The organism is Wolbachia endosymbiont of Mansonella perstans, from assembly GCF_020278605.1.
GTDB lineage: Bacteria > Pseudomonadota > Alphaproteobacteria > Rickettsiales > Anaplasmataceae > Wolbachia.
Genome location: NZ_JACZHU010000083.1, coordinates 1 through 4,461, shown reverse-complemented (window position 1 = coordinate 4,461; position 4,461 = coordinate 1). Strand labels below are relative to the sequence as shown.

The 4,461-nt window shown below is 33.1% G+C and carries 2 protein-coding genes; both read right to left on the bottom strand.

Annotated features, from left to right (window positions below; translation table 11 throughout):
* Nucleotides 1–108: 108 nt before the first annotated feature.
* Nucleotides 109–2,646 (bottom strand): AsmA-like C-terminal region-containing protein, encoded by a 2,538-nt coding sequence (locus IHO13_RS04605; protein ID WP_225538486.1) that lies wholly within the window; start codon nt 2,644–2,646, stop codon nt 109–111.
* Entirely contained in the window at nt 2,643–4,136 is a 1,494-nt protein-coding gene (murJ, locus tag IHO13_RS04600) for a murein biosynthesis integral membrane protein MurJ (RefSeq protein ID WP_225538485.1), read from the bottom strand. The genes IHO13_RS04605 and murJ overlap by 4 nt, the downstream gene beginning before the upstream one ends.
* Nucleotides 4,137–4,461: the final 325 nt, after the last annotated feature.

The following is a 4,461-nucleotide window of genomic DNA, read 5'->3' as shown; positions in this document are numbered from 1 at the left end:
ATAATAGCTTCAATACTATGATAAGGAAACCGGAGGAATCTTTAAGTAGTTTTTTTTAGTTCCATGGCTTTAGACAGCTATTTGGTCAACAAAACACATTTAATACTTTTAATTCCTATTCAGGGTAGTAAATATTTGGTTCTCATCAAAACTCATCTTAGGACGCCAAATAGGGCCATCCAAGTGCATATCGATATAAACTGGACTACTACGGCCTGGTGGAATAAAGAAAAATCTGGATAAAGAAACTAAAGTGAAGTTAGATAAGGTTAGATTAGAAGAAGTAGATCCTGACGCTTGATTAATTCCAAATTGTAAACTAGTTGAGCATATACCATTTCTAATGCTTGCTTTTCCGCTAACATTTTCAAAAAATGTACTGCCATTATATATACCGACGTTAGCAAGCGTGGAGACTTCAGATTTACTTTTACTGCTTAGTAAGTTAGTAATGAACGAATTAAAATCCACGTTAGTAAATTCTATTCCTCGTGTTTGCAAATTAATTTCCCCTGACAAATTATTAGCCCAATCATTGAAGCTCTTTCCTTGAGCTTTAATTGCGCCATTTAAGCTTATCTGGCCATTTATATTACTAATTCCTATAGCCTTTCCAACCCTTTTAGTGTCCAAATTCGCTATGAAAAACTTTATATACATTGAATTTGGCCTTAAATAACCCTGAAAAGACACTTGTCCATGTCCTAGTGCATAATCCACTTTTTTAACAGTAATGATGTTATTTATCATCACTGCATTCAAATTAAAATCCCTCAAAATATCTTGCTCATCCTTAAGCTCTGCAACATTAATTTGCACATTGGCATCAAAGTCTTTTTTGTTATCTAAAAAATCAAGCTGCTTTGTTGACCATTGAATTTGGTTTATCTTACTTTTTGAATCTCTTTTCACCTTTATTAAATTCGGTAATTTTAAGATACTGCCACTAAATTTGTTGCCTGTAAGGTTCACATCTAACAGAGGCTTGATGTATTTTTTGTCCACTAATATTTTTATGTCGCCGGTAATATCAAAATCCTCTCCTGATAGTTTTATCTTATCTGCAACTAGCTTACCCTTTTCTATCTTCAACGAAAAGCCCAAGCATTCAATTTTTGTATCATTTAGCGTAAAATCACTAACGCTGGTTTCTATGTTTACATCATACTTCAAATTTTTCAACCATTTCATTTTAGATAAACTACTGAGTAATGAATAATCGTATTTGTCTGCGTTAAGGTTATGTACACCAAATCCACCACCAATCACATTACGTTTTTTTGTGTGACTTACTTTAATTGATCCCTGCAAAAATTCTTTATCATTCAGCAATCTAATATCTGAGATAGACAATATCCTGGGTGCAATGTGTAATTTAGAACTTATTGTAAATTGATTTTTTTCGCTCTCTTTCATTCTTACAGAAGGGAAAAAGCATGAAATAAACGACTCAAAATTATCCCCTTTTATCAATAAATCACCATTAAATTCAGATAAGGTGCCATTATTTGAGACTTTTCCCGATAAGTGAGACATGTTATTGGCTCCAGGAATTTGAAGTAGCGTATCAACTTTTACTTCGCCATCAGCAAATTTTAACATAGCATAAAATTTATTTGATATTCTGTTTTGGTATTGAATATTTGAAACCTCCATATTAAAGTCTAGGCTCAAGTTTTTTGGTACGACATCTCTAAAACATTCCAAGAGATCCTTTATCTCCGTTGTTTTCCGTGAATCATTTTGTATAGAATCGAAATCAACTTTACTGAAGCTAATATTGACGTTAGTGTGATTATTCTTTCTATCATTTCGTATTGTACCGCTGGCTTGCATGCTTTTGGAACCGATTCTCAAATCAGTTGCTGCAAACTCATCTTCATTAAGGTTGATGTTAGACGATATCTCGATATTTTCATTAGGGATAGCGTAAGCAAGAAAGCTAAGATTGGTAATCTTTGCTAGATCATTTACAAAATCAGAATTGTTGTTAATTGTTAGTGTTAGCTTGCCCTGGGTCCCTTCTTGATTTCTGTTGCCTGTAAATAGTAACTTTATAAAGTTTGATTTGACATTAATGTTTACGTTCTTTTTTGTAATATCAACCTTTCCTGAAAAATCATAATTATTATCACCTACCTTCACTTCACCAGAGAATTGCCCATTTCTCTTAATAGCAATCTCTTTTATGTTAACAATGTTGCTATAATCAACGAAGTTATTGTTTAAACTTGCTTGGCTGTTTCTTATTATTATGTCAACTTTACTGGCCTTTTCGTTTGTAATGTTAACAAAATTTTCTTTACTGCTTTTCATACCAAATAATGTAATTGACTTTGGTTGTAGCGAAAGCAAAAATAACGATAAAAGAGATAGCCTTACTTCAATTTTATTTATGCTAATCAAATCTGATAATTTTCGCTCTTTATTGCTGTTACATTGAATGTATACGTTATAAATAGTAAGCTTTGGAGTAATTAGTGAAACTTTGACTTTTCCTCCAATGTGTACTTTAGCGTTGTATTTATTTTCTAATTTTTGCACAATATGTTCCTTGCAGCTATTCCAGTCCTTGAAAGTTGCAGCAATGTACAAAAGGATCAATACCAAAGAGATTGATAACATTGTGTATATAGAAAATCTCATAGTCTTATATACTTTAAATTGCCCGTAAACATTAAATAAAGAGTACCAAAATAAACAACGATACTTAAAAATATTAGCGCTGCTAAATGGATGATACGAGCAAATATTTTATCGAGAAATAACCCTGCTGACAAGAAACTAGAAACATAAAGAACTATTGACATGACCAACGTTGCAATAAGAATTTTTACGACATTTAATAGTAGCACTTGGCTAATCTTATACATTTTATTTATTGTTAGGTAGTTAATTAGTAGAATAGAATTTATCCAAGTGGAAATGGAAGTAGCGATAGCAATTCCTGTGTGCTGATATTTGTACATTAACAAGAGGTTTAGCACCACATTGATTCCAAGACACACTAGCAAAAATATAGTTGGTATTTTTAAATTGCCCTTAGCAAAAAACATGGGTAGCAAGGCTTTATTTATAATAAATGCAGGTAAAGAAAGAGAAAGCGCTATCAATGTAGGAGCAGTTTGCTGCACTGCATAGTGATCAAACTTACCGTGAGAAAAAAGCGTAAGTAAAATCATGTCAGGAATAATAATAAAGGCGGCAGTTGTTGGCATAACTAATATTAATCCTACACTGAGAGCTTTGTTTTGTATTTTGGCTATACTTTCAGTATCATTTGCTTGTTTTGAGATTAAGGGAAGAAGCACTGTACCAATTGCAGTGCCAATTACTCCTTGCGGTAGTTGATTTAGTCTATCGGCATAATATATATAGGACACTGCATTTGGTATAAAACTTACCATAATTGTATCAATCCATAGGCTTATCTGAGTTACACAGTTGTTGATAATTGCTGGTATTACGCGCTTAAAAAACAACTTTACTTCACTATTCAATTTTATGCTAAAAAAAAATGCAGCCTTTAGTTTATATGCACTAAACAGCATTAATAATAGCTGAAAAATCCCTCCAATCAGGACGGCTATGGAGAGATTGTGAGCCGGTGTTTTTATGTAAGGCACAAGTAAACTAACAATTAAACAGAGATTCAAAATGACCGGTGCAATGGCTGTTGAGACAAAGTGCTGCTTTACTTGCAGCATTCCCCCGATAAGTGATGCTATTGAAATAAAAATTATGTAAGGCATCATAATTCTTGATAAACTCACAGTGAAGGCAAGTTTGCTTTGGTCAAATCCAGGAGTGAATACTTGAATCATATAAGGAAAGAAAGTTTGCGTGATAAGGCAAAAAATCAATAAAATAATAAACGTGAGAGATATTACACTACTTGCAAAGCTAGACGCCTTTTTACTATCACGTGATCCTGCTGAATATAATGGTATAAAAGAGGTAGTGAACGCTCCCTCTGCAAAAAACGCTCGAAATAGATTGGCAAAACGAAATGAAGAAAAAAATACATCTGCAAGAGAAGTTGCACCGACAACCATGGCAATTAATATATCCCTTATCAACCCTGAGATTCTTGAAATAGCCGTAAAAAAACTGAATGTGAAAATACTTTTAAACATTGTTATTTACCACTACTCCAGATTATACTCAGTGTCAATAGACTCTTTGCATATCAAATCAGCTTTGGCATGTGGAAAAAACTACTTGACAAACTCTATCAACCCTTTTATTATGGTACTGAAGTTATTTGCTTAACTTCCCGACCTCTACAGGTTAAAATGACAAGAAAATCTGTATTTGTCGTGCTATGTGCACTGCATGTCTTTTAAAACTTCGGGGTTTTTACCCATACAAGCTGAAACGCGCTTATAAGTCGTTTAGGACATCACCCAACACCGGATTTTAAAATAGAGAGAGGAATAACTAGCTAACAGGGTTTTTTTT